This window comes from Fusibacter tunisiensis (assembly GCF_016908355.1).
Lineage (GTDB): Bacteria > Bacillota > Clostridia > Peptostreptococcales > Acidaminobacteraceae > Fusibacter_D > Fusibacter_D tunisiensis.
Map to the genome: position 1 here is coordinate 79,786 of NZ_JAFBDT010000004.1, position 25,717 is coordinate 105,502.

27 protein-coding genes and 1 riboswitch are annotated in these 25,717 nt (G+C 40.8%); all 27 genes read left to right on the plus strand.

Annotation, left to right across the window (positions count from 1 at the left end; all coding sequences use genetic code 11):
- The first annotated feature begins 25 nt into the window (after positions 1–25).
- The 27 genes from JOC49_RS04050 (at position 26) to JOC49_RS04180 (ending at position 25,705) form a co-directional block, all read left to right on the plus strand.
- Positions 26–1,051, plus strand: a complete 1,026-nt coding sequence (locus JOC49_RS04050) for a glycosyltransferase family 4 protein (protein ID WP_204662642.1) — start codon at positions 26–28, stop codon at positions 1,049–1,051.
- The gene (wecB, locus tag JOC49_RS04055; RefSeq protein WP_204662644.1) at positions 1,052–2,167 is read left to right on the plus strand and encodes a non-hydrolyzing UDP-N-acetylglucosamine 2-epimerase; all 1,116 of its coding nucleotides are present in this window, start codon (positions 1,052–1,054) and stop codon (positions 2,165–2,167) included. It begins immediately after the preceding gene.
- Between the two features lie 155 nt (positions 2,168–2,322).
- Positions 2,323–2,616, plus strand: a complete 294-nt coding sequence (locus JOC49_RS04060; RefSeq protein WP_204662646.1) for an AtpZ/AtpI family protein — start codon at positions 2,323–2,325, stop codon at positions 2,614–2,616.
- Positions 2,594–3,040: an ATP synthase subunit I gene (locus JOC49_RS04065; protein ID WP_243423588.1), complete on the plus strand. Its 447-nt coding sequence runs from the start codon at positions 2,594–2,596 to the stop codon at positions 3,038–3,040. Before JOC49_RS04060 ends, JOC49_RS04065 begins: the two co-directional genes overlap by 23 nt.
- Complete coding sequence (gene atpB / locus JOC49_RS04070) at positions 3,021–3,731, plus strand: F0F1 ATP synthase subunit A (RefSeq protein WP_279381191.1); 711 nt, start codon at positions 3,021–3,023, stop codon at positions 3,729–3,731. Before JOC49_RS04065 ends, atpB begins: the two co-directional genes overlap by 20 nt.
- A gap of 37 nt (positions 3,732–3,768) precedes the next feature.
- Positions 3,769–4,320 (plus strand): ATP synthase F0 subunit C, encoded by a 552-nt coding sequence (gene atpE, locus JOC49_RS13505; protein WP_204662648.1) that lies wholly within the window; start codon positions 3,769–3,771, stop codon positions 4,318–4,320.
- Positions 4,321–4,373: 53 nt separating this feature from the next.
- Positions 4,374–4,640, plus strand: coding sequence for an ATP synthase F0 subunit C (atpE, locus tag JOC49_RS04080; protein ID WP_204662651.1), 267 nt, complete (start codon positions 4,374–4,376; stop codon positions 4,638–4,640).
- A gap of 37 nt (positions 4,641–4,677) precedes the next feature.
- Entirely contained in the window at positions 4,678–5,211 is a 534-nt protein-coding gene (atpF, locus tag JOC49_RS04085; RefSeq protein ID WP_204662654.1) for a F0F1 ATP synthase subunit B, read from the plus strand.
- Entirely contained in the window at positions 5,199–5,741 is a 543-nt protein-coding gene (locus JOC49_RS04090; protein ID WP_204662656.1) for a F0F1 ATP synthase subunit delta, read from the plus strand. The genes atpF and JOC49_RS04090 overlap by 13 nt, the downstream gene beginning before the upstream one ends.
- A gap of 16 nt (positions 5,742–5,757) precedes the next feature.
- Positions 5,758–7,269: a F0F1 ATP synthase subunit alpha gene (gene atpA / locus JOC49_RS04095; RefSeq protein ID WP_204662658.1), complete on the plus strand. Its 1,512-nt coding sequence runs from the start codon at positions 5,758–5,760 to the stop codon at positions 7,267–7,269.
- A 22-nt stretch (positions 7,270–7,291) separates the two neighbouring features.
- Positions 7,292–8,146, plus strand: coding sequence for an ATP synthase F1 subunit gamma (atpG, locus tag JOC49_RS04100; protein WP_204662660.1), 855 nt, complete (start codon positions 7,292–7,294; stop codon positions 8,144–8,146).
- A 21-nt stretch (positions 8,147–8,167) separates the two neighbouring features.
- Positions 8,168–9,571 carry a F0F1 ATP synthase subunit beta gene (atpD, locus tag JOC49_RS04105; RefSeq protein WP_204662662.1) on the plus strand — a complete coding sequence of 468 codons (1,404 nt, stop codon included), beginning with the start codon at positions 8,168–8,170 and terminating at the stop codon, positions 9,569–9,571.
- A gap of 13 nt (positions 9,572–9,584) precedes the next feature.
- The gene (locus JOC49_RS04110; protein ID WP_204662664.1) at positions 9,585–9,998 is read left to right on the plus strand and encodes a F0F1 ATP synthase subunit epsilon; all 414 of its coding nucleotides are present in this window, start codon (positions 9,585–9,587) and stop codon (positions 9,996–9,998) included.
- Positions 9,999–10,219: 221 nt separating this feature from the next.
- Positions 10,220–11,479, plus strand: coding sequence for a UDP-N-acetylglucosamine 1-carboxyvinyltransferase (murA, locus tag JOC49_RS04115; protein WP_204662666.1), 1,260 nt, complete (start codon positions 10,220–10,222; stop codon positions 11,477–11,479).
- 38 nt (positions 11,480–11,517) lie between these two features.
- Complete coding sequence (mreB, locus tag JOC49_RS04120; protein ID WP_204662668.1) at positions 11,518–12,546, plus strand: rod shape-determining protein; 1,029 nt, start codon at positions 11,518–11,520, stop codon at positions 12,544–12,546.
- A gap of 562 nt (positions 12,547–13,108) precedes the next feature.
- Complete coding sequence (locus JOC49_RS04125; RefSeq protein WP_204662671.1) at positions 13,109–14,179, plus strand: flagellar hook-basal body protein; 1,071 nt, start codon at positions 13,109–13,111, stop codon at positions 14,177–14,179.
- Between the two features lie 11 nt (positions 14,180–14,190).
- The gene (gene flgG, locus JOC49_RS04130; RefSeq protein WP_204662674.1) at positions 14,191–14,985 is read left to right on the plus strand and encodes a flagellar basal-body rod protein FlgG; all 795 of its coding nucleotides are present in this window, start codon (positions 14,191–14,193) and stop codon (positions 14,983–14,985) included.
- Between the two features lie 29 nt (positions 14,986–15,014).
- Complete coding sequence (locus JOC49_RS04135) at positions 15,015–15,425, plus strand: rod-binding protein (RefSeq protein ID WP_204662677.1); 411 nt, start codon at positions 15,015–15,017, stop codon at positions 15,423–15,425.
- Positions 15,426–15,533: 108 nt separating this feature from the next.
- The gene (locus tag JOC49_RS04140) at positions 15,534–16,796 is read left to right on the plus strand and encodes a patatin-like phospholipase family protein (RefSeq protein WP_204662679.1); all 1,263 of its coding nucleotides are present in this window, start codon (positions 15,534–15,536) and stop codon (positions 16,794–16,796) included.
- A 47-nt stretch (positions 16,797–16,843) separates the two neighbouring features.
- Positions 16,844–18,514, plus strand: a complete 1,671-nt coding sequence (locus JOC49_RS04145; protein WP_204662681.1) for a phospho-sugar mutase — start codon at positions 16,844–16,846, stop codon at positions 18,512–18,514.
- Positions 18,514–19,632, plus strand: coding sequence for a hypothetical protein (locus tag JOC49_RS04150; RefSeq protein WP_204662683.1), 1,119 nt, complete (start codon positions 18,514–18,516; stop codon positions 19,630–19,632). Before JOC49_RS04145 ends, JOC49_RS04150 begins: the two co-directional genes overlap by 1 nt.
- Before the next feature lie 54 nt (positions 19,633–19,686).
- Positions 19,687–19,790: riboswitch (SAM riboswitch) on the plus strand.
- Positions 19,791–19,862: 72 nt separating this feature from the next.
- Positions 19,863–21,056, plus strand: coding sequence for a methionine adenosyltransferase (gene metK / locus JOC49_RS04155; RefSeq protein WP_204662685.1), 1,194 nt, complete (start codon positions 19,863–19,865; stop codon positions 21,054–21,056).
- A 332-nt stretch (positions 21,057–21,388) separates the two neighbouring features.
- Positions 21,389–23,605, plus strand: coding sequence for an SF1B family DNA helicase RecD2 (recD2, locus tag JOC49_RS04160; RefSeq protein ID WP_204662687.1), 2,217 nt, complete (start codon positions 21,389–21,391; stop codon positions 23,603–23,605).
- Complete coding sequence (locus JOC49_RS04165) at positions 23,602–24,348, plus strand: ComF family protein (RefSeq protein ID WP_204662689.1); 747 nt, start codon at positions 23,602–23,604, stop codon at positions 24,346–24,348. The genes recD2 and JOC49_RS04165 overlap by 4 nt, the downstream gene beginning before the upstream one ends.
- 14 nt (positions 24,349–24,362) lie before the next feature.
- Complete coding sequence (locus JOC49_RS04170; RefSeq protein WP_204662691.1) at positions 24,363–24,776, plus strand: flagellar protein; 414 nt, start codon at positions 24,363–24,365, stop codon at positions 24,774–24,776.
- Positions 24,777–24,849: 73 nt separating this feature from the next.
- On the plus strand, positions 24,850–25,134 hold the full coding sequence (gene flgM, locus JOC49_RS04175; RefSeq protein WP_204662693.1) for a flagellar biosynthesis anti-sigma factor FlgM: 285 nt from the start codon (positions 24,850–24,852) through the stop codon (positions 25,132–25,134).
- Between the two features lie 76 nt (positions 25,135–25,210).
- Positions 25,211–25,705, plus strand: a complete 495-nt coding sequence (locus tag JOC49_RS04180) for a flagellar protein FlgN (protein WP_204662696.1) — start codon at positions 25,211–25,213, stop codon at positions 25,703–25,705.
- Positions 25,706–25,717: the final 12 nt, after the last annotated feature.

Sequence of the window (25,717 nt, forward strand, 5' to 3'; positions counted from 1 at the left end):
GATTTATTCAAGGGGATGACCTTTTATGTATATACCTGCAATTGTGGCAGGACTTATTAGCTTTCTGCTCACGCCTCTTATTATTAGATTGGCGCATCGGTTTGGCGCCATAGATATTCCCAAAGATGAAAGGCGTGTTCACTCACAACCGATTCCACTTTGGGGTGGCGTTGCAATTTTTATTGGCTTTTTCGTAAGCATCGCACTATTTGCCAACATAGAGACCTTAAAACTTCTAGGTCTCTTTGTGGCGTCTTTAATTGTGCTGGTTACAGGAATGGTGGATGATGTGAAGCCAATTGGCGCAAAAACAAAGTTGTTAATGCAGATTTTTGCTGCAGCCGTACTTGTGGCATCTGGTTTTGAAATCAAGTATTTTACCAATTACTTTGCCGAAGAAGGCTATATTATGCTTGGTATTTTTTCAATACCGATTTCTATACTTTGGGTAGTTGCAGTAACCAATACAGTGAATTTAATAGATGGGCTGGATGGACTAGCAGCTGGCATATCAGCAATTGCCGCGATTACACTGAGTTATATTGCTATGATTAACAATCGCTATGATGCAGCCCTTATTACTTTAATTCTTGCAGGCAGTTCGGTAGGTTTTTTGCCATTTAACTTTAATCCAGCAAAAATTTTTATGGGAGATGCCGGCGCTTTATTTTTAGGCTTGGTCCTTTCAGCGGTCTCTATTGACGGCGCCTTAAAAGGTGCGACCGCCCTAACGGTTGTGGTCCCAATTTTAGCACTTGGTGTCCCAATTTTTGATACGACCTTTGCCATATTGAGACGAAAGATAAATCGAAAACCAATTATGGAAGCAGATCGAGGTCATTTGCATCATCGGCTCTTATCGATAGGGTTTAATCAGAGAAAAGCTGTTTTAGCCATGTATTTAATTAGTGCACTTTTAGGTGGTGGCGCAATTGAACTTTTAAAAGAAAACTGGATTCCAGCTGGAATTTTATTGTTGATTGCCATTATTGTGGTCATCATACCGATTAACCGGTCCTTATGGCTTGAACGGAAAAATAGTTTGGAGTAGATGAAAATGAAAATACTAGTGTTATTTGGAACACGGCCAGAAGCCATAAAGATGGCACCGCTTGTGAAAGCGCTTGAAAGAGAAGAGGATATGGAAGTGGTTGTGTGTGTCACGGCTCAGCATCGAGAAATGCTCGATCAAGTCTTAGAGGTCTTTCAAATTAAACCTCAGTATGATTTGAATTTGATGCAACATGGACAGACCCTTTCTCAGATTACATCAAGAGCTCTTGTGGGCATTGAATCTATCTTAAAAAATGAAAAACCAGACTTGGTATTGGTACATGGGGATACAACGACAACGCTTTCAGGAGCCCTAGCTGCATTTTATCAACAAATTCCAGTAGGTCATGTGGAAGCAGGTCTTAGAAGTGGGAACCCTTATAGTCCTTATCCGGAAGAAATGAATCGGATGCTGGCTTCAAAATTGGCAACGGTTCATTTTGCAGCAACAGAAGGAAATGTGGACAACCTTATAAAAGAAGGGATTAATCCACAAACCATCTATAAAACTGGCAATACGGTCATTGATGCCTTGATGTCAGTTGTGACCCCAGAATATGTTTTTAAGCATTCAATTTTGGATAAAATTGACTATAACGCTAAGAAAGTAATTGTCTTAACAGCCCATAGGCGAGAGAATCAAGGGACGCCAATGGTTAATATTTTCACAGCTGTTCGGGAGGTGGTGGATGCAAATCCAGATGTTGAAGTGGTTTTTCCGGTGCATTTGAATCCAAAAGTAAGAGATTTGGCACAGACCCTTTTATCAGACCATTCTAGGATTCACTTGATAGAGCCACTTGAATACGAACCTTTTGCCAATCTCATCGGAAAATCATACCTAATCTTGACAGACTCTGGTGGGATTCAGGAGGAGGCTCCCGCTCTTGGAAAACCGGTTGTCGTCTTAAGAACTGAAACAGAACGTCCTGAAGCGGTTGAAGCTGGCACTGTGGTTATAGCTGGGGTTGAAAAAGACGCCATTGTAACTGAAACCAATCGGTTGCTTCAAGATGCATCCCATTATAAGCAAATGTCCGGGGCAGTAAACCCGTATGGAGATGGCACTGCGTGTGAAAAAATTATCAGATCCATCTATAAATTAAGGGTATAATAGGAATGTGATTCCATCCGATTTAGCCACTGTGTGGTGACTTGGATGGAATTTTTTATGTGTATTTCTATAGTCATTTCACATACAAGAAAAGGGTTAAAATGTGATATAATTGTGATATAATAGCGTAGTAGCCGAGAATGGGGGTAATACTTATGCGTAAGAATCAAAATGCAATTCTTAAGAATTTGGCACTTTTGTCTCAAGTTGGTATTATGATGCTTGTCCCAATTTTTGGTGGCGTTCTTTTAGGGAGTTGGCTGGACAACAAGCTTGGAACAGGGCATATTCTCTTGATTATCTGTTTGATTTTAGGCGTTGGGGCTTCATTTAGAAACCTTTATATGCTTTCAGTTAGACAAGGCAAAGACTATGAGGATTCAGAATCTCCAGCTTCATATGTGAAAAAATTCAATAAAAAAGTAGATGAGGATAAGAAACGGAAGTGACAGAATGGATTCGGTAAGACAACTTGAATTTAGACTCATTAAAATCATGGGTGTTTTTGATCTGGTTTTGGTGGGGATCGGCCTTTTGTTTTTTAAAGAACCATGGGCTTTCATTATAGGCGTTGTTTTTGGCTCTGCAATTGCGGCACTTAATTTTTTGCAACTTGGGAATACACTTACCCGGGCTGTGACATTGCCGCCAAAACAGGCACAGGCTTATACCACTACCCAGTATTTTATTCGGTTCCTGATCTCTGGAGTCGTAATTGCTTTATCCATAAAAGCTCCTTACATCAATGTTTTAGGGACGGTGTTAGGACTTGTATCAATAAAATTTATTATTTTGGCAACACATCTTTTCAACGACAAGACGTACTACAAAAACATTTTTAAGAGAAAGGAGGATGAATCGAATGGGCACTGAAGGTTTTGGACCACGCGTTGCGTTTTACATCGGCGACATACCGGTATCGGAAACGGTAACGGTAACTTGGTTGATTATGGCCATTTTGCTTGTATTTTCCATTATCGCCACTCGGAATTTGCAAAAAGAAGCAAAAGGGTTGCAACTCGTCGTCGAAACAATTGTCAAAGTCATTAATAATTTGACAAAGCAGAATATGGGAGAGCACAACGCAAATTTTGCACCATTTGTTGGGACGTTATTAATTTTTATTGGCGTTTCTAACATTATAGGTCTTCTGGGACTTAGGCCACCTACTGCGGATTTGAACACCACAATGTGTCTTTCCATCACCACTTTTGTCTTAACCCAGTATTTTGGGGTTCGGCAAAAAGGGCTTGGAGGCTATTCAAAAGGATTTTTGGAACCAATTCCTTTTCTATTGCCATTGAACATTATTGGAGAACTTGCAAATCCAGTGTCACTTGGTTTTCGTTTGTTCGGGAACATAGTGGCAGGTGTCATTATTATGGCGCTTTTATATGGTGCACTTGGCATTTTCACAGAATCTCTTCTAGGATTTGCCGTCCCGTTTTTACAAGCGGGCGTCCCGGCAGTGCTACATGTGTATTTTGACATGTTTTCAGGCTTGCTGCAGTCGTTTATTTTTACAATGTTAACAATGGTGTTTATTTCAGGCGCTATGGAATAAGCCACTGTGGTAAAGAAATCAAAGAAGGGGTGAACTCATGGATTCAACCAATTTCATTATGCGTTTTCTAGAATGGTTGATGACCTTTGACCGAAAAGCACTTATTTTGGCAGCCACAGCAATTGGCGCAGGTTTTGCCATGATTGCTGGCATTGGCCCAGGTATTGGCCAGGGGTATGCAGCAGGTAAAGGTGCAGAAGCCGTGTCGAGAAACCCAAAAAGTCAAAGGGAAACGACAATGGTCATGCTACTTGGTGCAGCTGTTGCGGAAACATCCGGAATTCTTGCACTGGTTGTGGCTTTGATTATGCTCTTCGGTAATCCACTTGTGGATATGGAAGGTACCGCATTTGTCATTATGGCATCTGCAATTGGCGCAGGCCTTTCCATGATTGCCGGTATTGGTCCGGGAATAGGACAGGGTTATGCTGCTGGTAAAGGAACTGAAGCCGTTGGAAAACGACCAAAACTTCAATCCGTTATTGTGAGAACTATGCTTGTGGGACAGGCAGTTGCTCAAACAACGGGAATTTATGCGCTGGTAATTGCGCTGGTATTATTATTTGCAAATCCATTGGTTAGATTGTAATGGAAAAAAATTATATTTAATATCAAAAGAATCTTTTAAGGAGGAAACATATTATGGAACCTATTACAGGAAAAGCTCTTATTCTTGCTGCTTCGGCAATTGGCGCAGGCCTCGCAATGATCGCAGGTATTGGCCCTGGTATTGGACAGGGATACGCTGCGGGTAAAGGTGCAGAAGGTGTTGGTAGACAGCCTGAAGCACAAGGTGATATCGTTAGAACAATGCTTCTTGGTGCGGCTGTAGCCGAGACAACAGGTATTTATGCCCTTGTAATCGCTCTTATTTTGTTGTTTGCAAACCCACTTGTTGGCATGTTATAAAAAATATAGGAATCAATCCCTAAAAGGAGGATTTTAAATGAGTATGGACCTTACAACTGCAGGTCTTAGATTGGGACTTGTGGAATTTAACTGGACTTTTGTGTTCCAGCTGATCAACACACTCATCCTATATTTGATTCTTAAAAAGTTTCTATTTGCACCTGTTACGAAATTCATGCAAAATCGTGAAAATGAAATTAAAAGCCAAATTCAAAATGCTAAAGAAATGGAAAACAGTGCCATGACGCTTAAAGAAAGCTATGAGGCAAAACTGACCCATGCAGAAGAAGAAGGCAAGGAAATTGTGAAAAAGCATACTCAGCGCGCTGAAAATCGAGCTTTTGAGATTGTAAAAGCCGCTGAATCCGATATCGAAAGCATGAAACTCAATGCACATAGAGAACTTGAAAGAGAACGCGTTAAAGCCGTTAATGAGTTAAAAGATCAGATTTCACAGTTGACGATTATGGCTGCTTCTAAGGTTGTGGAAAAAGACCTGAATGAAGCCGACCACAAAGAACTGATCAATAAGTTCATCAGTGAAGTAGGTGAATCACAATGGCAGAATTAGTGAGCAGCAGATATTCAAGTGCTATTTTTGAATATGCACTGGAAGAAAACCGTTTGGAGCAGATCCAAAAGGAGTTTGATGCGCTTGCCAATGCTTTGATCGAAAACCCTGACTATTTCCAGTTACTCATAACACCGGAAATCAGTGTGGACGAGAAGAAAGCCCTTGTCAAGAAGACGTTTGGAGACACATTTTCTAATGAAATGATGAACTTTATTCAAATTGTCATAGACAAGAAAAGAACTTCCGAACTGCTTGATGTCAAAAAAGAATTTGACAAGCTTGTGGACGCACATAACAATTTGATTCATGCAACCGTTGAATCAGTTGTGCCACTTACAGAGGATCAGATAGAGAGCCTTCGCAAAAACCTCGAGAAAATAACGGGTAAGAACATCCAGGTTACACTGGAAATCAAACCAGAGTTGCTCGGTGGTATGACTGTGAAAATGGGGGATCACATTATTGATGGATCTGTGAAATACAAGCTGGAAGGAATGCTTAACGGTTTAACTCAAATAATAATATAGTAGGAGCGTGTTATACATGAATCTAAGACCAGAAGAAATTAGTTCTGTGATCAAATCGCAGATCAAAAATTATGAGTCTAAGCTTCAGGTAGAAGATACAGGTACTGTTATTCTGGTAGGTGATGGTATTGCAAGGGTTCACGGCCTTCGAAAGTGTATGGCTGGGGAGCTCCTTGAATTCCCGAACGAGGTATATGGCATGGTCCTTAACCTCGAAGAAGACAGTGTCGGTGTCGTTCTATTCGGCTCAGACGAAAATATTCGTGAAGGCGATTTGGTCAAACGTACGGAACGTATTGTAGAAGTACCCGTAGGTGAGAACATATTTGGCCGCGTCGTAAATGCTTTAGGTCAACCTTTGGATGGAAAAGGCCCAATCCCATCTGACAAATTTAGACCCATTGAAGCAAAGGCTTCAGGTGTAATTGCACGTAAATCAGTTTTTGAACCCCTTCAGACAGGGATTAAGGCGATTGACTCCATGATTCCAATTGGTAGAGGTCAAAGAGAGCTCATCATTGGTGACCGCCAAACTGGTAAGACAGCAATTGCAATTGATACAATTATCAATCAAAAAGATACAGATGTTTACTGCATCTATGTTGCCATTGGCCAAAAAAAATCTACTGTCGCACAAATTGTAAAACAGTTGGAAGATAATGGTGCAATGGATTACACATGTGTTGTTGCGGCAACGGCATCAGATCCAGCCCCACTTCAGTACATTTCACCCTATTCAGGTGTTGCCATGGCTGAAGAATTAATGTACAACGGAAAGCACGTTTTGATTGTGTATGATGACCTTTCCAAACATGCCGTGGCCTATAGAGCCATGTCCTTGCTTTTAAGAAGACCACCAGGACGTGAAGCGTTCCCAGGAGATGTATTCTATTTGCATAGTCGTCTTTTGGAGCGTGCTGCAAAGTTGAGTGATAAATTAGGAGGCGGTTCAATTACAGCGCTTCCAATTATAGAAACTCAAGCGGGAGACGTATCTGCGTATATCCCAACCAATGTAATTTCCATTACAGATGGTCAAATCTATCTTGAATCGGAACTTTTCTTCTCAGGACAAAGACCTGCTGTAAATCCGGGAATTTCGGTATCTAGAGTTGGTGGGGCTGCTCAAATTAAAGCCATGAAAAAAGTAGCCAGTAAGATTAAGCTCGAGTTGGCTCAATACAGAGAACTTGCTGCATTTGCACAGTTTGGATCGGAACTTGATAAAGACACAAAAGCAACACTTGAGCATGGTGAGCGATTGTTACAAATTCTGAGACAGCCGCAGTATAGACCAATGAAGGTAGAACATCAAGTTATATCAATATACACCATTGTTAACAAATACATGACAGACATTCCTGTTTCTGAAATTCGTCGTTTTGAGGCTGAACTCATTGACTACATGGATCTCAATGCACCTGAAATTGGCAAGAGTGTTTTAGAACATGGTGAGTTGACAAAAGAAATGGAAGAGAAACTTAAAAGCATGATTACTGAATTCAAAAAAAGCTTTAAAGTAGACTAAACTTCCGCATAGGAGGGATAAAATGGCAAGTAGTACGCGCGATATAAAGCGTAAAATTAGAAGTGTCAATAGCACCAAGCAAATTACAAAAGCCATGGAATTGGTCTCTACAGCAAAGCTTAGAAGAGCCAGAGAACGTATGGATATAACACAGCCTTATTTTGAGACTGTTCAGACTGCAGTTCAAGATATTTTGAGTGCAGATCATTCCATCCGCACTGAATATGTTTCCGATAAACCCATTGAGAATACACTTTACATTGTTGTGACTTCTGATCGGGGTCTTTGTGGTGGCTATAACATCAATGCCATAAAAAAGACATTTGAGCATATGGGGCCTAAGGAGAAGTCAAAGTTCATTACAATTGGACGAAAGGCATATGATGCTTTTGCCAAATTGGACTTTGAACTTGTGGATACGTTTATGTATATTTCTGAACATCCAGAGTATATTCATGCATCTCAAATTGCCAAAACAGCAATTGATCTCTTCAAAAAAGGTGAAGTAGATGCCATTCAGTTTGTCTATACCCGATTTGCAAGTACCATTTCCCAGGTGACGACTATGCTTCAATTGCTTCCAATTGAGCGTCCAGAACTTTCGGATACGGTTCAAGAGGAATTTATTAATTATGAGCCTTCGCCGGAAGAGGTTTTGGGGTATATTATTCCAAAATATGTGGAAAGTACAATTTTCGGTGGTCTGGTGGAATCGTCAGCTTCTGAACAAGCTGCACGGCGTATAGCGATGGAAAATGCGTCAGATAATGCTGAAGATATTATAGAAGAACTGGAACTTTATTACAATCAGGCGAGACAAGCGGCGATTACTCAAGAAATTTCTGAAATTGTCGGCGGTGCAGAGGCACTAAAATAACAAATGAAAAGGAGTGAGAGTATGGATCAGGCGATTGGTAAAATCGTTCAAATTATTGGACCTGTACTCGATATTAGATTTGAAGCGGACAAGCTTCCTAATATTAACGATGCAATCAAAATTGATTATAATGACATTAAAGTCGTGGCTGAAGTGGCACAACACATTGGCGATAACACGGTGAGAGCTGTTGCAATGAGTTCAACAGACGGTCTTGTAAGAGGAATTGAAGCTGTATCGACAGGGGCACCAATATCTGTACCGGTTGGAAACCCAACGCTGGGCAGACTTATCAACGTACTTGGAGAAACGATAGACGAAAAAGGTCAAATCGAATCAAAAGATGCTGAATTTTGGCCGATTCACAGAGAAGCACCTGCTTTTGTTGAGCAAGGAACTTCTGCTGAAATTTTGGAAACTGGAATTAAAGTAGTCGACTTGATTGCACCTTATGCAAAAGGGGGTAAAATCGGCTTGTTTGGTGGTGCAGGTGTTGGTAAAACTGTTATTATTCAAGAGTTGATCAACAACATTGCCACAAACCACGGGGGACTTTCTGTATTTGCAGGTGTCGGTGAACGGACACGTGAGGGAAATGACCTTTACCATGAAATGAAGGAATCAGGTGTTCTTGACAAAACCACTTTGGTATTTGGACAAATGAACGAGCCTCCTGGCGCAAGAATGCGAGTTGGCCTTACAGGACTAACGATGGCAGAATACTTTAGAGACCAGGAAGGGAAAGATGTCCTTCTCTTTATTGATAATATTTTTAGATTTACACAAGCAGGTTCAGAGGTATCAGCCCTTCTTGGCCGTATGCCAAGTGCAGTTGGATATCAGCCAACGCTTGCAACAGATATGGGTGCGCTTCAAGAGCGGATTACATCTACGACTAAAGGCTCCATTACATCGGTTCAAGCCGTTTATGTACCTGCTGATGACTTGACTGACCCAGCACCAGCAACAACGTTCTCTCACTTGGATGCAACAACAGTTCTTTCCAGAAAAATTTCAGAACTTGGTATTTATCCCGCTGTGGATCCTTTGGATTCAACATCGAGGATTTTGACACCAGATGTTGTTGGAAATGAACACTATCAGGTAGCGCGTGACGTTCAAGAAATTCTTCAACGTTATAATGAACTTCAAGATATTATCGCGATTCTTGGTATGGATGAACTTTCAGAAGATGACAAATTGGTTGTTGCAAGAGCACGTAAAATCCAAAGATTTTTATCACAACCTTTCCACGTTGCTGAGCAATTTACAGGCTTTAAAGGTGTTTATGTACCGATTAAGGATACGGTTCGAGGTTTTCGTGAAATCTTGGATGGCTTGCATGATGATATCCCAGAGCAAATGTTCTTGTATTGTGGAACGATAGAAGATGTTGTTGAAAAATACAAAAATAGCCAGGCGTAGTGGAGGTGTTTAGATGGGCAGTAAATTCAAGCTTAATGTTGTAACACCCGATCGCGATTTTTTTTCAGGTGAAACTGAAATGGCCATTGTGCGTACAACTGAAGGCGATTTAGGAATTTTATATGACCACGAACCTCTTGTGGCGCCGCTGCGTATTGGCAGCATGCGCATCAAAATGGAAGATGGATCGTTTAAGTGGGCAGCATGTTCATCAGGATTCATCACTGTCAATGACTCGGATGTTACAATGTTGGTGGATTCAGCTGAATGGGTTGAAGAAATTGACATGGATCGTGCACTTGAAGCAAAAAAGCGTGCTGAAGAACGAATTCGCGAAGGCGATGCAAAAGAAATTGACATTGCCAGAGCTCAAGCTGCACTTGAACGTGCCATAAATCGTATTAAAATGCGTGACGTACGGAAATAATTTCAAAGAACCCAATCGAAAATTTTTCGATTGGGTTCTTTTTTTGGTTTTTAAACACTTTTTTTAAAAAAATTTCAATTTACTGTAGCACCTATTGTTGTTTTTATATATAATAATAAATGGAAACTTGGCTTTTAACTGGTTTACTAAATCGAGTTGAAATAAATGAAAATACTGATTACTGTATGTGAGAACAATCAGACTTTGAATGGAGGACAAAATTGTCAAAATTATTGGTTAAAAAAAGTGGCCCTTTAAAAGGGAGCGTTAGAATAAAAGGTGCAAAAAACTCAGTTCTTAAATTAATGGCTGCATCCATTTTGGCGGATGAGCCTTGTACAATAGAAAGTGTTCCAGAGCTCTTGGATGTTGAAGTGATGATAACCCTTTTAGAGTCATTAGGTCTGAGAATTCATTATGATAAAGAAGCTGAAGTTATCGTGACTCAGCCTGCTGAAAAACTTCTATGTGAGGCCCCTTATGAACTTATACAAAAGATGCGGGCATCTTTTCTCGTTATGGGACCTCTTTTGGCGAAGAAGGGAATTTCTAAAATCTCCATGCCAGGTGGCTGTGCGATTGGTGCAAGACCTATTGATCTGCATTTAAAAGGGTTTCAGGCTTTAGGCGCTGAAGTGACCCTTGGCCATGGTTATATTGAGGCAAAAGCAGACAATGGACTTGTGGGTGCTGAAATTTATTTGGACTTTCCGAGTGTTGGTGCTACTGAAAACATCATGATGGCGGCAACAATGGCAAAAGGCCAGACGGTGATACAAAATGCAGCCAAAGAGCCTGAAATTATTGATTTGGCCAATTTCTTAAACGAAATGGGGGCTAGTGTAAAGGGTGCAGGAACAGATACAATACGTGTTATGGGCGTTGAGAAAATGACAGGCTCTAAACATCAAACCATACCAGATCGTATTATTGCGGCGACTTATATGGTTGCAGCTGCAATTACAAAAGGAGACATCACAATTGAAAATGTGGTTTCAAGTCACGTTAAACCTGTGACGGCAAAGCTTAGAGAAATGGGCGTCACAGTTGAAGATGATGATGATTGCATACGCGTCATTTCAAATGGGCCTTTAAAAGCAGTGGACATTACAACCTTGCCTTATCCTGGGTTTCCCACAGATGCACAAGCACAATTTATGGCGCTTCTTGCAACTGCTGAAGGAACGAGTGTAATCAATGAAACTGTTTTTGAAAACCGTTTTAGACATGTTTCGGAGATTAACCGTATGGGGGCAAATATAAAGATAGAAGGCCACAGCGCGGTGATTCAAGGGGTTACTAATCTTCAAGGCGCTCAAGTGAAAGCAACAGATTTAAGAGCTGGTGCAGCGCTTGTTCTAGCTGGTCTTATTGCAGAAGGTGAAACAGAGATTGATGAAATTTATCATATTGATCGCGGTTATCCGCAAATAGAAAATGATTTATTGGCGCTTGGTGCGGCAATCAAACGAATTGACTAGGGGATTAAGCTTAAAAATATTCTGGAAGGTGGAACAATATGTTGGGACTAGGCGCAGAGATTGGAATTGACCTCGGTACAGCCAGTGTACTTGTTTATATAAAGGGGAAAGGGATTGTCTTAAGAGAGCCTTCAGTGGTTGCAATTGACAAAAATACTGACCGTGTACTTGCTGTAGGAAATGAGGCACGAAAGATGCTGGGAAGGACACCTGGCAACATTATAGCGATTCGTCCGCTAAAAGATGGGGTTATTTCAGATTATGACGTTACAGAACGTATGCTTCGGTACTTTATAAATAAGACCTGTGGCAAGCGCAGACTTTTCAAACCTAAAATTATTATTTGTGTACCAAGCGGTGTTACTGAAGTTGAAAAAAGAGCAGTTCTCGATGCCACAATGGAAGCAGGTGGCGGACGAACCTTTTTAATAGAAGAACCGATTGCAGCCGCAGTTGGTGCTGGCCTTGACATTACAAAACCGGACGGAAATATGGTTATTGATATTGGTGGCGGTACCTCTGATATTGCGGTTATTTCTTTAGGGGGAATTGTAGTAAGCACATCGATTAAAGTTGCTGGCGACAAATTTGATGAGGCAATTATCAAATATATGCGGAAGCGACATAATCTTTTAATTGGTGAGCGAACTGCTGAAGAATTAAAAATTAATATTGGGACAGCTTATCCTAGAACAAAATCCATTAAGATGGATTGCAGGGGAAGGGATTTGATTACCGGTCTACCAAAAAATATTTCCATTTCAAGTGAAGAAATGTTAGAAGCTTTAAGTGAAGTGGTAAATGCCATTTGTGATGCCGTTCATTTTGTTCTTGAAAAAACGCCACCAGAATTGGCTTCAGATATCAGTTCTAGAGGCATTGTCCTCACAGGCGGTGGATCATTGCTAAATGGACTTAATAAGCTTATTGAAAAGCGCACAGGAATTCCAACTTATATTGCCGATGATGCTGTAAGTTGTGTGGCAAAAGGAACAGGTATGAGTTTGGAACACTTGGACATTCTTGAAAAAAATATGATGACTGCTCAGCGGAAAAAGTATGTATGATTTTTCGGCTGACGCCTTGCTGAGTGCACCTTCGGTGCGTTAAGGACTGCTTTGCAGCGTGGGGTGCACCTACGGTGCGGGGAGTGGCAACAAAGTTACCTGAGAGTACGGCTTACGCCGTGTGGAAAAGAATAGAGCGCTTTATGAAGATTTAGTGGGTTTAGGCCTTAAGTTTTCATGAAGCGTTTTTTTGGTGTGAATAGGGGATAGGGGATAGTTGGTTAGGGGATAGTTGGTTAGGGGTTAGGGGTTAGGGGATAGGGGTTAGGGGATAGGGGTTGGTTGATTTCAAAAAAGAAAAAGGAATGCCAAGAGCGAATTGGCATTCCCAAAAATGAGGAAATTGAAATTAATAAAGGGTATGGTATTTCTAACCACCTCAAATATACCATACTTGAGAAGAGGTTTCAATGAGAGAACGTTGGAATTCCAATAGAAAAATCGAATGGTTAGCGTGTTATGTATTATAAGATAATGAGAATCATTTAAGTTTAAAATTAATGCTAAAGATTTTTATTGATTATGACGATACAATTGTTGATAGTTTTTATGGAGGATTTTTATGATTAAAGGATTGTACGTCGCCGGAACCAACATGATGGCCAATATTTATAAAATGGATGTAACCAGTAATAATCTGGCTAATGTCAATACAACTGGATTCAAGAAAGAGACTTTTGAAGTGGAGTCTTTTAATAGCAGGTTGTTTAATCGAATGAATGGCAGTCTTTTGCCTAGTGAAGTAGGCGTTGCTGAGGTGAGTCAGAGTACGGACGGTGATGTTTATACCCTGAACACAAGCAAGGGTTATTTTCGTGTCAATACTGAAGACGGCATACATTTTGATAAAAGCATGAAGTTTATTGTGGATCAAGATGGGTATTTGAGAACGCCATATAAGAACGTTGGTGGCACGCTTGATCCTATGCAGGGCAATTTAATTCTTGGGCACAATGGCGCGATTTTTGTGGGAGATGGCGCTCTTGAAATTAGCGATCGTGGCCTAGTAAGTGTGGATGGACAGGAAGTAGATGGCTTAGTGGTACAAGGATTTCCAAATGCGATAGGTACAATGGGCGCAGGGATTAAAGGCTACAATGTCCTTACAAATTTTGAACAGGGCCAGCTTGAAATGACCAATGAAAAATTTGATGTGGCCTTAAAGGGAGATGGTTTCTTTAACATTAGAACAGAAAATGGGGATTATCTCACTCGAAATGGTGCCTTTACAGTGAATCAGTATAATGAACTTGTAACACTTGATGGTGACTATGTTTTGGGACTTGACGGTCCAATTTTAATAGAAAGCGATAATTTTACAATAAATGAATTTGGTGAATTGATTCAAAATGGTGAAATTACGGACAAACTTAATATCACAGCCTATTCCAATGTAGGCGATTTGTATAAAGTAGGCACGTCTCATTTTAAAGTTAAAGAAGATATGACTGGCGAGGAGATGGAATTTGAAGGTGAAGTAATCCAAGGATTTGTGGAAAGATCCAACACAGATTCCATTACTGAAATGATTCAATTGATTGAAATGAATCGAAATTATGAATCCAGCCAGAAAGTTGTGACAACCATTGATGAGATGCTTGGAAAAGCAGCAACTGAATTAGGTAGAGTATAGGAGGCAATGCAATGAAAGCAATGTGGTCAGCCGCATCGGGCATGAAAAATCTTCAACTTAAAATAGACACAATTTCCAACAATCTCGCGAATGTGAATACAGTTGGTTATAAAAATCAACGTGTGGAATTTAAGGATATTATGTATGAAAGATTGTTTACATCAGATAAATTAGAAGACGAAGGCCGTCCAGTGCCTATTGAAGTTGGACATGGCGTGATGGTGTCTGCGACCCTTAGAAGTTTTGCAACGGGCAACCTACAGCAAACAGAAGGTCAATTTGATTTTGCAATTAATGGGGACCATTTCTTTAAAATTATTGATCCTTATGGCAATGAAAGGTATACAAAAGATGGTAACTTTAAGTTAGCGGCTACTGACGAAGGGGCTGTTTTAGTAACTTCTGATGGCTATTATGTTCAGGGGTCACAAGGCAATATTGTTCTGGGTGAAGATGTGACAGATTTTGCTGTAGACGGTGAAGGAAACATGCGCATCAAACGATTGGATGATGAAACCTATGAAGATATGGGCCAGATGACACTTGTGAAATTTATAAATGCTTCTGGACTTGAAGCTATGGGTAAAAACCTCTTCAAAGAATCAGTAGCTTCAGGCGTTGCAATTGAAGGTCTTGAAGAAGGGGATACGACTGAAATCATGCAAGGGTTTATTGAAAACAGCAATGTTCAAATTGTAGATGAAATGATAAACCTCATAACGGCAGAACGTGCGTATGAAATTAATTCCAAATCAATTCAGACAGCAGATCGTATGCTTGAAATTGCAAACAATTTGAAGCGATAAATTGACAGCGATAGAAAGTGGGTTCCTATATGAAAATTGATGGCATTAGCAGTTCTGAAACTTATGCGTTACAGGCTGAAACACATAAAGAATCGGAATCAACCGACGCTTTTAAAACTGCTCTGGAAAAAGCAGCACAAAGTGGTGACATGGACCAACTTAAGGAAGCGTGTACTCAGTTTGAATCTTATTTTATAAACACGTTATTTAAGCAAATGCGGTCTAGTGGTACAATTGGAGCGGTTGAAGACAAGAGTCAGGCGCGCGAATATTTTGAGGGGATGTTGGATGAAGAACTTTCAAAAGAAATGACAAAGTCTGGAGGCGTTGGTATAGCAGACATGCTTTTTGATAATTTAAAAAAAGCATATGCATCAACCGATGATAAAGGCAAGGATGACTCTGAAAAGGACTATGAACCTTTGGATTTAAAAGTGTAACAAAAAAGGGATAAACCTATTGTCGTGGCATCTGGCAATGGGTTTTTTTACGTTTTAAAAGCAAATAAGAATGGTATATACATATCAGAATGATATTGGGAGGCACATATGAGAGGTTTGGCACTTGAAGGTGGTGGCGCAAGAGGTTCATTTCAGGTTGGCGCCATAAAAGCACTTAAAGAATTGGGCATTGAATTCGATGCAATAACAGGGACTTCTGTCGGCGCAATAAATGGCGCTTTAATTGTAATGGACGATTTGGAACGGATGCAAGCCATTTGGGAAGGCGCAGAAATGGCAGACATGGTCAATGGAGATTCGGAAGTGATTCAAGAAATCGTGAGCTTCGAGTTTAAGTCTGACATCCAAAAATTAAGAGAAGTAATTTTAAATACATTTAAGCAAGGCGGGTTTGATGTGACCCCTTTTCGGATGAGATTGCGTGATTCTATAGACGAATCTGTGATTCGAAATTCCAAAGTGGATTATGGATTGGTAACTTTATCTTTGACAGATTTAAAGCCCATCGAGATTTTTATTAAAGATATTCCCGAAGGAAAACTCCATGATTATATACTTGCCTCATCTAATTATCCAGCTTTTAAAGATGAGAAGTTTGACAACAAAAAAATGATAGACGGGGCTTTTTTTGACAATTTACCCGTAAATATGCTCATAGAGCGCGGATGTGATGAAGTAATTGCAGTCCGTCTCAATAGCCTTGGCCGTATTCGGAAGCCACCCAAAGATACCAAAGCAAAAATTATCATGATTGAACCCTCAGAAGATCTTGGAAGAACATTGGATGTGGATCCTAAGCGTGCCAAACACAATATGAAACTCGGATATTTTGATACCATGCGCGTAATGAAAGAACTAAAAGGGAACAGATATTATATTGAAGACCTACCAGAAGAGCAAAGATTAACGGATCAGATGGCACGTATGCCGGAAGAGACTGCCCGAAAAATTGCTGAGATCATAAAAAGTGAGAAACCCCATAAACGTATGATTTTTGAAGATTTACTGCCCTTGCTGGCCGATCTTGTAAAAGCAGACAAGGGGCATACCTATGGAGAACTGGTGCTTAATTTTTATGAACACTTGGCAGAACTCCTTGAAATTGACCGATTTGAAATCTTCACGTTTGAAGTTTTTTTAGACCGCGTCCGCAAGGAATTTTTAAATTCCAGTACGCTTATGAAGGATTCTGATGAATTTGGCAAGCATTTGATTAATCTAATTCCACTTAAAGGGATGGGGCTTTTGCCTCAAAAGACAAAAGATCACTTGTTGATCCAAATTTATAGAGTTTTGTTTCAAAAAGGATTTTGGGCACCCTCTACAGAATCTACAGAAAATATGGTATAATTTTGAAGTTATTTGAAATTGATGGATCATTTGAAAGGAGACACCTAATGCGCGCTATGGAGATTTATAAGAAATGGCTTGAAAACCCTTATTTTGATGACGCATTTAGAGCTGAATTGAAAGCGATAGAAACAAACACAAGTGAAATAGAAGAACGTTTTTATAGAGATTTAGAATTTGGAACCGCTGGTATGCGGGGGATTATTGGGGCTGGAAGAAATCGAATCAATGCTTATGTCGTTCGCAAAGCCACACAGGGATTTGCAAATTTTTTATTGAAACGCAAGGAGACTGTCTTACATGACAGTAAAGAAAAAGCTGTTGTAATTGCATATGATTCCAGACATTTTTCACCTGAATTTGCCATGGAGACCGCCCTTGTAATGGCAGGGAACGGCGTTAAAGCCTATGTGTTTGACGGTGTGCGAACCACGCCTGAATTGTCCTTTGCGGTTCGTATGCTCAATTGTATCGGTGGCGTCATGATTACAGCCAGTCACAATCCGCCGGAATACAATGGTTACAAAGTATACGACGAAACAGGCTGTCAGTTAGTGCCTGCACTTGCAGAGGCGCTCGTAGACCATGTTACAAGTGTTCAAGAATTTGAGCAAGTGAAAATTAGCAGTAAAAAAGACGCTATTGAACACGGTCTCTTGAAACTTATATCAGAAGAAGTAGATACCCCCTATGTTGAGATGGTAAAACAGGTGTCGCCGAGACCTGACTTGTTGCGGGATTCAAGTTTAAAAGTGGTATATACCCCCCTTCATGGGACTGGTGGCATGACGATTTCAAGAGTTCTTAAAGAATTGGCTTTTTCAGGCTTGATTCCAGTGGCAGAACAAATGGAACCTGATGGGGATTTTCCAACTTGTAAAGAACCCAATCCAGAAAATAAGAGCGCTTTTGAAGTGGGCCTCAAGTACGCAGAAAAATACGATGCAGACCTTGCTGTGGCAACAGATCCTGACTGTGACCGTATTGGCCTCTTGGTGAAAAAAGAAGGCGGCTATGAAATTTTAAACGGCAATCAGATTGGAACGCTTTATATGGAATATATTCTATCGTCTAGAAAGGACCTTACAGAGAATCATTATGTGGTCAATACAGTGGTTTCCAGCGATTTGGCACGGGCTCAAGCCCAGCACTATGGTGTTAGACTGATACAAACCCTTACAGGCTTTAAATTTATTGGTGAGCAAATTGAAAAAGATACAAGGCATTTTGTTATGGGGTATGAAGAAAGCTTTGGGTATTTGTTTGCCCCTCACGTGCGTGATAAAGATGCTGTTATGGGAACACTGATAGCGGTTGAAATGGCAGAATATTATAAAAGACAAGGTCTTTCGCTTCTTGATGTCCTAGAAACAGTCTATGAACGACATGGTTACTTTGTAGAGGAAACCATAGCCAAGAAGTTTGAAGGCAAAGATGGACAAGCAGATATGAACCGAATTATGGCTAAATTTAGAGCAGAATCTGAAAGTATTTTGGCGTATGACCGCAAGATTGACTATAAAAATGACAACACAGGTTTGCCGAAGGCAGATGTTCTAAAGTTCTATCTGGATGCCAATTCATGGATGGTCCTTAGGCCGTCTGGCACTGAACCAAAACTGAAAATTTATTTCTCCATACAAGGGGCGGATCGTGAAAAAACCTTGGAAAAATTGGATCATTACAAGAAAGCAATCGTGGAGAAGGTGCTGTCCTAATGATTGGAAAAATGAAATTCGTAAGGGCTCGGGCTACGACCACGCGGCTAATGGGGGTTGTTGGCCTTGTTGCTACGTGGCAGGATTTAAAGGGACAAGAGGTTGTACAGGTCTATCACTTGGATTATGAGAGCTATGGCATTGACGGCTTCCATCATTTTATCAATCCAGATCCCGATGAACTGAGCCAAGTGGTTTTAGGTGTTACCGGTGGACTTGGCGGAACTTTTGTAGAAATCACAGAGTCTGAATTCGTTTTTCTAATAAAATCAGCGTATGTAGTGGATGAAGGGTGTTTAGATGCCCTTGTTGACTTTGAATCTTTTGAAGAGATATTTGAGACTCTATATGTAGACTTATCTGAGTCTGAAGAGATTGCCCTCTATCGTAAATTGACGCCTGAAATGGTTAACGATGAAATGTGTATTCACTATTTTGTGATGCGGTATGTGGGGTGCGATTATCCAGGGGCAATGCTTTTGTGGAAGGATGGAGCCATTGATCCGGTGTTTGAACTCATGCATGCACCCCATACTTTGATTAAAAACACATGTGCGTTAATTGAGGTGAAATCGGGTAAGAAACTGTATAGGGTGGAAGCCCTTGTGGATTTTGAGACCAAGTATAAACTTATAGTTATCTCGGTAGAGGTATGTGCTGATACCCGCCAGATACTGTCTGCTGAACTTCTTGAAACACTCACCATTAGCAGCACAGAAGCTGCTTTTAATCTTAGCAAACCAGAGTATATGATGGTGATGCAGGCACAAGATTCGTTTTTTGAACGTCGCTTTGTAAGAGACAATCCTGAATTAATGAAGCAAACTTACATTCAGGGCAATCTTTATATTGAATTTAATCCAGACAATGCCCACGTGGCTGAAAATCCCTATTACTTAAATGGGGACATCTACGCCCTTTATTTTTTCGGCTATTCTGGACAAGTGATTGTATGTACAATGACGCCAGAAACACTTGGAGAGATTGATCAAATGCTTGAAAATAGGCATGCTTATGAAGAAAGCCTTTCTTTTATTTGTGAACTTAAAACAGATGACCCTGTGTTGTATACCTATATTAATAGTGGCTATGACAATTTGTTTGATTTTTTAAAATAAGGGTTGCATCTGTAAAAGTGATGTGCTATTATGAATAAGCAAATTTAATAGTAGTCCTTATCAAGAGCGATGGAGGGAATAGGCCCTGTGAAGTCCAGCAACCGGTATCAAGTCGGTGCTAAATCCTACAGATGCAATGGAGATCTGGAAGATGAGGTTTGAGTCGATCAGCCTTTTCTTATGGAAGGGCTTTTTATATGCCCAAAATTTATAGGAGGTGTACTTAAAAAATGGCAAGAAAGAGATTATTTACGTCGGAATCGGTAACAGAAGGACACCCTGATAAGGTGTGTGACCAAATTTCAGATGCAATTTTGGATGAAATTTTTAGCAAAGATCCAAATGCGCGTGTCGCTTGTGAGACCTCGGTAACAACAGGTCTTGTACTGGTGGCAGGCGAAATTACCACAGAGTGCTATGTGGACATTCAAAGTGTCGTACGAAAAACCATAAAAGAAATCGGCTATACACGTGCAAAATATGGATTTGACGGCGAGACATGTGGTGTACTTGTGGCAATTGATAAGCAATCAGATGACATCGCTATGGGTGTCGACAAGGCGCTTGAGAGCAAAGAAGGCCATATGGCTGATGATATTGAAGCGGTTGGTGCAGGTGATCAAGGGATTATGTTTGGATTTGCCTGTGATGAAACACCAGAACTTATGCCACTCCCTATAGCGCTTTCACATCGTTTGGCAAGAAGACTTTCAGAAGTTCGTAAAGATGGAACCCTCCCTTACCTTAGACCTGACGGTAAAACGCAAGTAACTGTTGAGTATGGCGAAGATGGGAAACCAGAGCGTGTGCATACGGTATTGATTTCTACGCAACATAGTCCAAGAGCACAAAGAGACCAAATTGAACGGGACTTAATTGAACAGGTTATTAAACCAATCATTCCAGCTGAATTACTTCAAGACACCCGATATCTTGTTAACCCAACAGGTCGATTTGTAATCGGAGGACCTCAAGGGGATGCAGGGTTGACAGGACGTAAGATAATCGTAGACACATACGGTGGCTATGCACGTCATGGTGGTGGTGCGTTTTCAGGTAAAGACCCAACAAAAGTAGACCGTTCTGCAGCCTATGCTGCACGTTACGTGGCAAAAAATGTTGTTGCAGCAGGACTTGCAGAAAAATGTGAAATTGAACTGGCTTATGCGATTGGTGTCGCCTATCCCGTATCTATTATGGTAGAAACCTTTGGCACTGCAAAAGTAGATGAAGCATTAATCGAAGACCTTATCGGAAAGCACTTCGACCTTAGACCAGGTGCAATTATTAGAGACCTTGACCTAAGACGTCCAATCTACAAGCAAACAGCAGCGTATGGCCACTTTGGGCGAACAGACATTGACCTACCATGGGAAAGAACAGATAAAGCAGAAACACTTCGAAATGCTGCAGGATTACGTTAAGGGCGATTGCACCTTCGGTGCGGTGAGTGCTGCTTCGCAGCGTTGAATGCCAGTTTCACTGACGTGGGGTGCGACTAACGTCGCGTGGAAGTGAGGCTGCGCCTCGTGGCATAAAACAACCACTAATACGACTAAAAAAAAGCCTTTGATTAAGGCTTTTTTTAGGTTTATCTACAATTTCCCAACGCGACATCAGTCGCATTCACCGCTGCGGAGCAGCACTCAACGCACCGAAGGTGCACGCCCCACGACTTTAGCCCCAAATCTCCTTGCCGAAAGATTGATTAAAATGATATGATTAGATAACGATTATAAATATGATAAGAGGTCTTATGGAAAAAATCACCCTTGAAGGGGTTATTGAGGATATCATTTATTATAATGAAGAGAATGGCTATTTGATTGCTACTTTTGGGACAGACGAGGAACTGGTTAGCATTAAAGGAAGTTTGCCGTTTGTTCAAGAGGGAGACCGTCTTAGGATTGTAGGAGAGGTTGACTTGCACCCTGTATATGGCGAGCAGATTGTGATTCGGTACGCTGAGCATTTGAAGCCAACTGAACGTGAAGATATACTGAAGTATCTTTCTTCTGGCGTAATTACAGGTATTGGGCCTGCTACTGCAGAATTGATTGTGCAGGCTTTTGAGACGAAAGCACTGGAGGTTTTAGAGAAAACACCAGAAAGACTTTTGGAAATATCAGGAATTGGGCCTAAGAAACTTGAACAGATTATTCTTTCTTATAAAGAACAGTTTGAACTTAGAGATTTTATAATTTATTTTCAGTCTCTGAATTTGTCTGTTAATATGGCCATGCGGATTTATAGGCATTTTGGACTTGATGCGGTAATGAAAGTTCAGGAAAATCCTTATATTTTAGCAGAAGAGGTTGTTGGGGTTGGCTTTAAGCAAGCAGATCAGATTGCCATGACCATGGGGATTGATTTTCATGCACCTTTTCGGATAGATTCAGGGATTGTTTTTTTGCTCAATCAAGAGTCTATGGCAGGCCATACGTGTATGCTTGAATCGGATTTAATCCAGAAAACAGCTGTGACGCTTTCAGTGGATGCAGATGAAGTGGCGCATCAAATTCGGGACATGGCTGTTTTGGGGAAAATTTATGTGGACAGACTGGCAAGTGGTGAAGTCCGGATTTATTTGCCCAGTCTTTATTATGCGGAACAGCAGGCTGCTGGAAAATTGTATCAGATTGCTGTAAATGCTGAGCCCCTGTCGCCATTTGATTCGGAAGATTTTATTGAAAAATTTGAATCAGACCGAGGTATTTTGCTTGGAACCAAACAAAGGCATGCCATAAAGGCGGCTTTAGACCATGGGGTATTTATTATAACAGGTGGACCGGGAACGGGGAAAACCACTATTATTAATGCCATTATAAAGGCCTATGAATCTTTTGAAAAAAAAGTAACTTTGTGTGCACCAACGGGTAGGGCTGCTAAACGGATGACCGAAGCCACAACACGCGAAAGCAAAACCATTCACCGATTGCTGGAGTTTCAAGGTGAGAACCAATTTGCCAGAAACGGAGAGACCCCCCTTGAAACGGATGTCCTTATTGTAGATGAAATATCTATGGTGGACATTGTGATTCTATACCGTCTTTTGGATGCCATTAAGCCCGGGACACATGTGATTTTTGTTGGAGATGCAGACCAATTGCCTTCGGTTGGACCGGGATCGGTTTTGAAAGATCTGTTGGACAGTGGGCTTATTGGCAGTATACGGCTGGATGAAATTTATAGGCAAAGTGAACAGTCTCTGATTGCCATAAATGCCCATAAAATTAACCATGGTGAAATGCCGACACTAAATCGACAGGACAAGGATTTCTTTTTTATTCAGGCCAATGGCCCAAGCGGTATTATGGCAGTGATTAAGGATCTTGTAAGTCAAAGACTTCCTGATTATTATCAACTGGATCCAATTGAAGACATTCAAATTTTATCGCCTATGAAGAACACTCAGGTTGGGGTGCATGCTCTAAATGAGATGGTTCAAGAGGTTATTAATCCACCAAATAAAAATAAGATTGAGAAACGACTTGGCAAACGCACCTTTAGAGAAGGTGACAAGGTCATGCAGATTCGAAACAATTATAATTTGGACTGGGTCAGCAAGTGGGGAGAAGAAGGTACAGGGGTCTTTAATGGAGACATCGGCAGAATTACTGAAATTGACGAACCTTCTAGGACACTTACAGTTTTGTTTGATCAAGAGCGTGAAGTGGTTTATGATTTTCCGACGCTGGATGAGTTGGTACATGCTTATGCAGTGACTGTCCATAAAAGTCAAGGGAGTGAATTCAAGGCTGTGATTATGCCAATGATTTATGGACCACCAATGCTGATGACCAGAAACATACTTTATACAGCGATTACAAGAGCGAAAACTTTGGTCGTCCTTGTTGGCGATAAACGGGCTATGCAGGCTATGATTTCAAGAGACCAAGAACAGTACAGGCGGTCTGGCTTCAAAGAAAGGCTTGGCTTTTATCAGCAAATCAACAGGGGGATTTCAGAATGATTAATGTGGCAAAAGCACTTGAAGATTTAATTTTTCCGCAAAATATTAAATGTCATGTGTGTGGTGAAGATTTAGATCCAAATGAAAAGCCCCCTATATGCAAGATGTGCCTTGAAACCATTTATCCAGTAAAAGGTTTGGTGTGCACCCATTGTGGGAAACCCATTGAAAGCCCAGAGGCCCAAAGTGGTCATTATAGAGGAAAATGCGTAGACTGTCAGGAGCATTTTTCATATATTGAAAAGCATCGATCCTATGCCCATTATGAAGGTGGCATTAAGCAAATGCTTATGGCACTTAAATATAAAGGGAAAACGTTTCATGTGGCATATTTTGTGGATAAACTCTATGAAGTCACAAGTTGTACACAAGAATTTATGGAAGCCGACTTAATTGTACCTGTCCCGAGTCATTGGGCACGGCGGTGGTCTAGGGGATATAATCAAGCTGAACTTTTAGCAACTGGGTTAGCCGGTAAGCTTCAGCAAATACCCTGTGAAAGCATATTAATTCGGCATAGGCATACCACGAAACTAAAAATACTTGATAAAGAGGCTAGGAAGAAGGCCCTTCATAGTGCTATAATATTAAGTAATAAGAATACACTTAATCTACAGGACAAGCGTGTCCTACTTGTGGACGATATTTATACCACTGGTGCAACGCTAGAGGCATGTGCAAAAGTTTTATATGAATCTGGATGTGCAGCTGTGTATGCCATTACCGTAGCAATGGGTTATTAATGAGGAGGCTCAATATGACAGATGATAAATTAAAGGGACTTAGGAATTGCAAAAAGTGTGGACGATTGTTCTCGTCTACAAATGGCTCGTATTTGTGCTCCAGATGCAGCGACAGTATAGATGACGAATTTACACGTGTTAGAGAGTATATCTACGACAACCCATCCTCTAGTGTCAAAGATGTGGCTGAAGGCACTGGCGTTGAATCAGAAGCGATTTTAAAATGGATTCGCGAAGGGAAAATTGTACTTGGTGAAGGTGCCCGCATTTCATTTTGTGAACGGTGTGATGAACCCACAGATGGCAGTCGTTTCTGTCCTAAGTGTGCAAGAGAACTTTCCCAAGGCCTTAAATCGGGACTCGAGTCAAAAGAGACACCAAAGAAGGACAACATAGGAATGCACATTAAAGAACCTACAAAAAAATAAAATTCCCACTAAACAAACCCCCGTTTGTGCCGATATATGTTATAGAGAAGTCGGCAGGAACGGGGGTGTATTTATGAAGATTACAAATTTAAACAGTGTCGCAAGTGCCTTTAAGGCCTATAACAAAACGGCAAAAAAACCAGAAGCAGTTGGTAAAACAGGAGTCGCAGCGGATAAAGTTGAGATATCCTCAAAAGCACGGGACATTCAAGTGGCGATGAAGGCCCTTAGTGAAATCCCAGAGAGTCGAAGTGAAAAGGTGGAAGCCATCAAGACCCAAATCAGTCAAGGAACCTACAAACCATCAGCAGATGAACTTGTAGACAAACTGTTTTCGGGACTTGGGCGCGTAAAATAGAGCTGCCGATTTCTTTTCCCCCAGATTACCCTTGCCGGACTTAGTGTCCGGTTATTCATTATAAGGAGCCATTGCTATGACTAAAAGTGTGGAACAATTGATTTTAACTTTGGACAAAGAGTCCGAAATTTATAGAGATGTATTGGAACTTTCTACAAAAAAAAGAACGGCCATAAGAGCGAATGAAATTGACACCTTGGAAAAACTTGCAGGTGAAGAGCAGGCACTTGTTGTGACGCTTTTTAAACTTGAAGAGATTCGGGAAAAGGTTTTAGACAACCTTATGCGGGAACTTAAACTCGACAACATCGATACCGTTTCACAACTTACTCAGTTTTTGATGCCTGAAGACCGAAAAAAGGTGCAGGCCGCCAAAGATCAATTGGTGGTACTTGTAAAAAATGCTGCCGATGAAAATCGGTTTAACAACCGGATGATTCAGGACAAGTTGGAACTGATAGAGTTTAACATCAATGTCCTAACTGAAGTTTCGGATACCAGCGGTAAGTATGATAAAAAAGCAGTTAACGACAGTTATGAGCGCAAGAACTTGTTTGATGCGCGTGTATAGATAGGAGTGTGA

What these genes read in the sequence shown, in the direction of transcription:
- JOC49_RS04050 (WP_204662642.1), top strand. Translation starts at nt 26, where the DNA reads ATGTATATACCTGCAATTGTGGCAGGACTTATTAGCTTTCTGCTCACG.
- wecB (WP_204662644.1), top strand. Translation starts at nt 1,052, where the DNA reads ATGAAAATGAAAATACTAGTGTTATTTGGAACACGGCCAGAAGCCATA.
- JOC49_RS04060 (WP_204662646.1), top strand. Translation starts at nt 2,323, where the DNA reads ATGCGTAAGAATCAAAATGCAATTCTTAAGAATTTGGCACTTTTGTCT.
- JOC49_RS04065 (WP_243423588.1), top strand. Translation starts at nt 2,594, where the DNA reads ATGAGGATAAGAAACGGAAGTGACAGAATGGATTCGGTAAGACAACTT.
- atpB (WP_279381191.1), top strand. Translation starts at nt 3,021, where the DNA reads ATGAATCGAATGGGCACTGAAGGTTTTGGACCACGCGTTGCGTTTTAC.
- atpE (WP_204662648.1), top strand. Translation starts at nt 3,769, where the DNA reads ATGGATTCAACCAATTTCATTATGCGTTTTCTAGAATGGTTGATGACC.
- atpE (WP_204662651.1), top strand. Translation starts at nt 4,374, where the DNA reads ATGGAACCTATTACAGGAAAAGCTCTTATTCTTGCTGCTTCGGCAATT.
- atpF (WP_204662654.1), top strand. Translation starts at nt 4,678, where the DNA reads ATGAGTATGGACCTTACAACTGCAGGTCTTAGATTGGGACTTGTGGAA.
- JOC49_RS04090 (WP_204662656.1), top strand. Translation starts at nt 5,199, where the DNA reads ATGGCAGAATTAGTGAGCAGCAGATATTCAAGTGCTATTTTTGAATAT.
- atpA (WP_204662658.1), top strand. Translation starts at nt 5,758, where the DNA reads ATGAATCTAAGACCAGAAGAAATTAGTTCTGTGATCAAATCGCAGATC.
- atpG (WP_204662660.1), top strand. Translation starts at nt 7,292, where the DNA reads ATGGCAAGTAGTACGCGCGATATAAAGCGTAAAATTAGAAGTGTCAAT.
- atpD (WP_204662662.1), top strand. Translation starts at nt 8,168, where the DNA reads ATGGATCAGGCGATTGGTAAAATCGTTCAAATTATTGGACCTGTACTC.
- JOC49_RS04110 (WP_204662664.1), top strand. Translation starts at nt 9,585, where the DNA reads ATGGGCAGTAAATTCAAGCTTAATGTTGTAACACCCGATCGCGATTTT.
- mreB (WP_204662668.1), top strand. Translation starts at nt 11,518, where the DNA reads ATGTTGGGACTAGGCGCAGAGATTGGAATTGACCTCGGTACAGCCAGT.
- JOC49_RS04125 (WP_204662671.1), top strand. Translation starts at nt 13,109, where the DNA reads ATGATTAAAGGATTGTACGTCGCCGGAACCAACATGATGGCCAATATT.
- flgG (WP_204662674.1), top strand. Translation starts at nt 14,191, where the DNA reads ATGAAAGCAATGTGGTCAGCCGCATCGGGCATGAAAAATCTTCAACTT.
- JOC49_RS04135 (WP_204662677.1), top strand. Translation starts at nt 15,015, where the DNA reads ATGAAAATTGATGGCATTAGCAGTTCTGAAACTTATGCGTTACAGGCT.
- JOC49_RS04140 (WP_204662679.1), top strand. Translation starts at nt 15,534, where the DNA reads ATGAGAGGTTTGGCACTTGAAGGTGGTGGCGCAAGAGGTTCATTTCAG.
- JOC49_RS04145 (WP_204662681.1), top strand. Translation starts at nt 16,844, where the DNA reads ATGCGCGCTATGGAGATTTATAAGAAATGGCTTGAAAACCCTTATTTT.
- JOC49_RS04150 (WP_204662683.1), top strand. Translation starts at nt 18,514, where the DNA reads ATGATTGGAAAAATGAAATTCGTAAGGGCTCGGGCTACGACCACGCGG.
- metK (WP_204662685.1), top strand. Translation starts at nt 19,863, where the DNA reads ATGGCAAGAAAGAGATTATTTACGTCGGAATCGGTAACAGAAGGACAC.
- recD2 (WP_204662687.1), top strand. Translation starts at nt 21,389, where the DNA reads ATGGAAAAAATCACCCTTGAAGGGGTTATTGAGGATATCATTTATTAT.
- JOC49_RS04165 (WP_204662689.1), top strand. Translation starts at nt 23,602, where the DNA reads ATGATTAATGTGGCAAAAGCACTTGAAGATTTAATTTTTCCGCAAAAT.
- JOC49_RS04170 (WP_204662691.1), top strand. Translation starts at nt 24,363, where the DNA reads ATGACAGATGATAAATTAAAGGGACTTAGGAATTGCAAAAAGTGTGGA.
- flgM (WP_204662693.1), top strand. Translation starts at nt 24,850, where the DNA reads ATGAAGATTACAAATTTAAACAGTGTCGCAAGTGCCTTTAAGGCCTAT.
- JOC49_RS04180 (WP_204662696.1), top strand. Translation starts at nt 25,211, where the DNA reads ATGACTAAAAGTGTGGAACAATTGATTTTAACTTTGGACAAAGAGTCC.